This window comes from Streptomyces sp. NPDC059900 (assembly GCF_050270335.1).
Taxonomy (GTDB): domain Bacteria; phylum Actinomycetota; class Actinomycetes; order Streptomycetales; family Streptomycetaceae; genus Streptomyces.
The window spans coordinates 1-3,896 of sequence record NZ_JBNNJZ010000695.1; the positions used below are offsets into that span (position 1 = coordinate 1).

Annotated in this window: 4 protein-coding genes; 3 read left to right on the plus strand and 1 reads right to left on the minus strand. The window is 70.3% G+C overall.

Annotated features, from left to right (window positions below):
* Positions 1 to 343: 343 nt before the first annotated feature.
* The gene (locus ACQKIP_RS42175) at positions 344 to 676 is read right to left on the minus strand and encodes a hypothetical protein (protein WP_365867323.1); all 333 of its coding nucleotides are present in this window, start codon (positions 674 to 676) and stop codon (positions 344 to 346) included.
* A gap of 319 nt (positions 677 to 995) precedes the next feature.
* Here ACQKIP_RS42175 and ACQKIP_RS42180 point away from each other — a divergent pair, with 319 nt between their 5' ends.
* The 3 genes from ACQKIP_RS42180 to ACQKIP_RS42190 form a co-directional block, all read left to right on the plus strand.
* Entirely contained in the window at positions 996 to 1,811 is an 816-nt protein-coding gene (locus ACQKIP_RS42180; protein WP_365867321.1) for an ANTAR domain-containing protein, read from the plus strand.
* A 511-nt stretch (positions 1,812 to 2,322) separates the two neighbouring features.
* The gene (locus ACQKIP_RS42185) at positions 2,323 to 3,018 is read left to right on the plus strand and encodes an ANTAR domain-containing protein (protein WP_427745422.1); all 696 of its coding nucleotides are present in this window, start codon (positions 2,323 to 2,325) and stop codon (positions 3,016 to 3,018) included.
* Positions 3,019 to 3,418: 400 nt separating this feature from the next.
* A partial coding sequence (locus tag ACQKIP_RS42190) for a chemotaxis protein CheB (RefSeq protein WP_427745424.1) occupies positions 3,419 to 3,896 on the plus strand: 478 nt, incomplete at its 3' end.

Below are 3,896 nucleotides of genomic sequence, written 5' to 3' on the forward strand. Positions count from 1 at the left end.
TGACGGAGGGGCGGCGGGGGGTGCTGGGGTTCCGTCGCGGTGAACGCAGCGGCATCACGCATGGTCATCTTGGCCCCGAGCCGCCTGAGCCGGAGGTTCTCGTCAAGTAATCGATGGTTTTCCTTGATCAGTGAGCGAGCCGCTCGCAGCAGCCCTCTGGAAAGCTCCTGACTGGCGTCCAATCGTTCCCGCAGAGCGTTCCACCGCGCTTCCGGTACCACAGGGGGCCACTACCCGAAACGCGTGCTCTCATGCTGCCTCAGGCGGACTCTCCTCTACCTGCGGACCGGGTTCCTGTCGCCTCCCGCGGCGCCAGGAGTGCCGTCCGCCGTACAGGGAGCGGTCAGGCCTCGATCAGGCTCAGGGTCGCGATCTGGTCCCATCCGTAGGCGTCGCCCCTCTCGCCCAGCCCGAGTTCCGCGCCGGCCTTGACGAGCAGGCACTGGGGTGGGCTGAGGCGGCAGGCGAAGAGGGTGAGGGTCTGAAGCACGCTGTTGGACACGAAGCTGACGCCGGTGAGATCCAGGATGATCACGTCGGTCCGAGCGAGCTCGTCGGTCAACGCCACTGCCAGGGGCCCTTGGTGGGCGCCGAGGACCTCACCCCGCAGGCACACACCGGGACTTTCGGCCAGCGGCAGCATCAGTAAGAGTTCGTCGGCGAAGTAGCCACGCATCGCGACTCCCGGGGGCTGGGGGAGAACTGGGACCGGACGAACGCCGGTGCTCCGGTTGCCGCGCTGACGGCCACCGATAGACCACGGACTGCGCCCAGCCTACCGCGGCACGACCTCGTCGGACAGGCAGATTCCGGGGCCGATTCTTGGCCGTGTGACCTGCGGAAACCCGAAGGCGTGCCGGTCGTGCGGGGGAAGCATTCGGCGCGCTGGCGGCGTCAACTCGGTGCGCAAATGGGTACCCCGAATCCGCTGTAGCGCTGACCCCGCGCCGGTAGGGTAGAGGTCCGCTTATGACTTGGTCGATGGGGTTTGGGTGATGGCGCTGTCAGACTCGGAACTCACCTCAGCCCTGGTGCGGTTGGCTCAGCTGGCGAGCGCGCAGCCGATGGACCGGAAGTGCGTCCTGGACGCTTGTGCGGACTCGGGGCTGCGTGTTCTTGAAGCGCAGGCAGCGGTGGTGCGGTACACGCCTCAGGAAGGCTCGCCGGTGCAGGCACTGGGGACCAGCGAGGCACTGCGCACGCTCGCGGTGAAGGCCTGTACCTGGCGCGAGGGGCCGGGGCATGACGCGCAGACGTCGGGGTGTGCGCTGCTCGACGTGGAGGTGTCCACGCGGGCCGCCCGCCAGAGGTGGCCCCGTTGGGCGCCGCAGGCCGCGGAGCTTGGCTACAGCCGGGTCACCGCCTTGCCCCTGGACGGCCCTGACGGCCCGGTCGGCGCGTTGGTCCTGTTCGATGGGGTGCTCGGGGACGGAGACGAGCGGGCTCTGTCCGGTGCCCGCGCACTGGCGGAAATGGCCGCGCATCTGCTGTTCTTGCAGGACGAAGCCGTACGGGAGCACACCCGGGCCGGGCAGTTGACCTCAGCGCTGATCACTCGTGTGGTGATCGAGCAGGCCAAGGGCATCCTCGCCGACCGGCACGGCATCAGCGTCGATGAGGCGTTTCGTCACCTGCGGGGCTATGCCCGCTCTCACCGGCGCACGGCAGACGCCGTAGCGCGGGAGATCATCGACGGCAGCCTGGACCCCTTGGCCCGGACGGAATCGCAACCGGCTCACACTGGGCGGTCCCGAGGGGCAGTGCAGGGCGGGAGGCCGCAACGGCAGGCCAGGCGGGACCGCAGGCCCTGAGGGTGGGTGCACCGGCGGTGGCGGGCTTCTTCCGTCCGCCCGGCTCGGCCCCGTTCCATCTGCGCTCGCCGGCCGTCGCGGGGGATCAGCTCAAGGTGCAGCAGCCGGGCCAAGTCCCCTGCCCGCCGCCCGCCTTGAGGAATCCGCGGGCATCACCCTCAAGCTCCGCTGCTCACAGGCGCATCCGGGCGGGCCACCGCCTCGCGGGGATGCATCACTTGCTCCGGGAACGGTTTCCTGCCCGCCACTGGGGTAGGGGATGCTATGCACCGTGAGCCGTCCTCGCCAGTGGAATCGGCCACAGCGGCGGCTCGGGCGGGCAGATGAATCGAGGCCCGGAGCGTTCCGTCAGCGGGCACACGATGGCTCCCTGCAGCCAGCCCTACTTCGGCGCGCCCTCGCAGTGCGTTCTCCACGGGCCCGGGCCCCGCTCGTTGACGCGTGCCCTATGGCGCCGGGAACGGACATTGCCATGCCTGTCACACCTCGTGACGTGCTTGCGGCCCGGAGTGTGCTCGATCTGGCCTCTCGCGCGGACACTTTCGACATGCTGGAACTGCTGCATGATCTGACGACGCACACGGTCAGCCTGCTGGGCGTGCGCTTGGTCGGGGTCACCGTGCTCAACGAGGCCGGGGAGGTCGACTACCTCACCGCCTCCGACGAAGCGTGCCGGCGCCTGGAGGAAGACCAGCTCGAACTGGGCGAAGGCCCCTGCCTGGACGCCGCCCGCACCGGCAGCGCGATGGCCCCGGTCCTGCTGCGCGCGGCCCATCCCAGCCGCCGGCTCTGGCCGCGCTTCACCCCGCGCGCGCTGCGCGCCGGCATCACCGGCGTCGCCGCCGTACCCCTGCGCACCCCCCGCTACCCGCTGGGCGCCGTCAACCTGATGAGCGACGGGCGCCTGCCGACACGTCAGGACCTGAGCCTGGCACAGGTGCTGGCCGATGCGGTCGGGTTCTGCCTGCACCAGCGGCACGCGACACGCACCAGGGAAGAGGTCATCGGGCAGCTGCAAACAGCCCTGGAATCGCGCATCGTGATCGAGCAGGCCAAGGGGATGCTCGCTTCCCGACTGGGCATCGGCGTAGAAGCGGCATTCCTCCGGCTGCGCGACCACGCCCGTTCCCGGCAGCAGAGGTTGACCGAGCTGGCATCCGACATCGTACGAGGAGCCGTCCCTTCCGAACTCGACACGGCGCTCTGACATGTCACGCGACGATGGGGGCGACGCCTTCGACGACCTCACCCTGCGGTAGCCCCGTTCCAGCCGCTCCCGGCCCCTCAAGGTCGCCCCGGCAGGCCCCCACCGGTTTGCGGCTGTACCGTGCCGGAGCTCACGAGGCCACCGGCTTCCTGGCCGGCGGACTCGGCGTCCCCCAGGAAGAGGCGCTCCTGCGCCGGAGCGCCCACGCCGCACAGGGCCCACCCCCTCTGGCCGGCCTGGCCCGCGCCCTCTTCGCCCACGGCCTGCCCCCCGACGTCTTTCCGGTTCCAGTAGCCGCCGCCATGGCCCGGAGACGCACGTTGTGTCCGGTTGCGGGCATTAGACTGCTGTTATGTGCGCTGCCGCACAGAGCCCGTCCACTGCTTTCGACGTGGTCTGTATGACCGCGTCGATGGGCGGGGTGGATGCCTACCGCGAGATTCTCGCGGACCTGCCCCATAGGTTTCCCGCCGCTCTGGTGCTGGTGCAGCACCGGCCGGTGCGCGAGCTCGACACGCTGGTCAGAGTGCTGCAGTACCGCTCGGTACTGCCGGTGCGGCTGCTGAAGGACGAGGACCGGCTGGTGCCCGGCGTGGTCCATGTGGTGCCGGCGGGCCACTGGGCCGCCTTCTCGGCGGGCGGCGCGGTGACACTGCACCCGGCGGACGATCACTGTGCGGCGGATCCGACCTTCGCCTCCGCCGCGGACGTCTACGGCCCGCGTCTCGTGGCTGCGGTGCTCACCGGCCGGTTGCAGGACGGCGCTCTGGGGGTGCGCCACGTGCGGGGCGCGGGCGGGCGGGTGCTGGCGCAGGATCGCGCGACGTCCAAGGCGTTCGGCATGCCGGGCGCCGCGATGGCCACCGGATGCATAGACT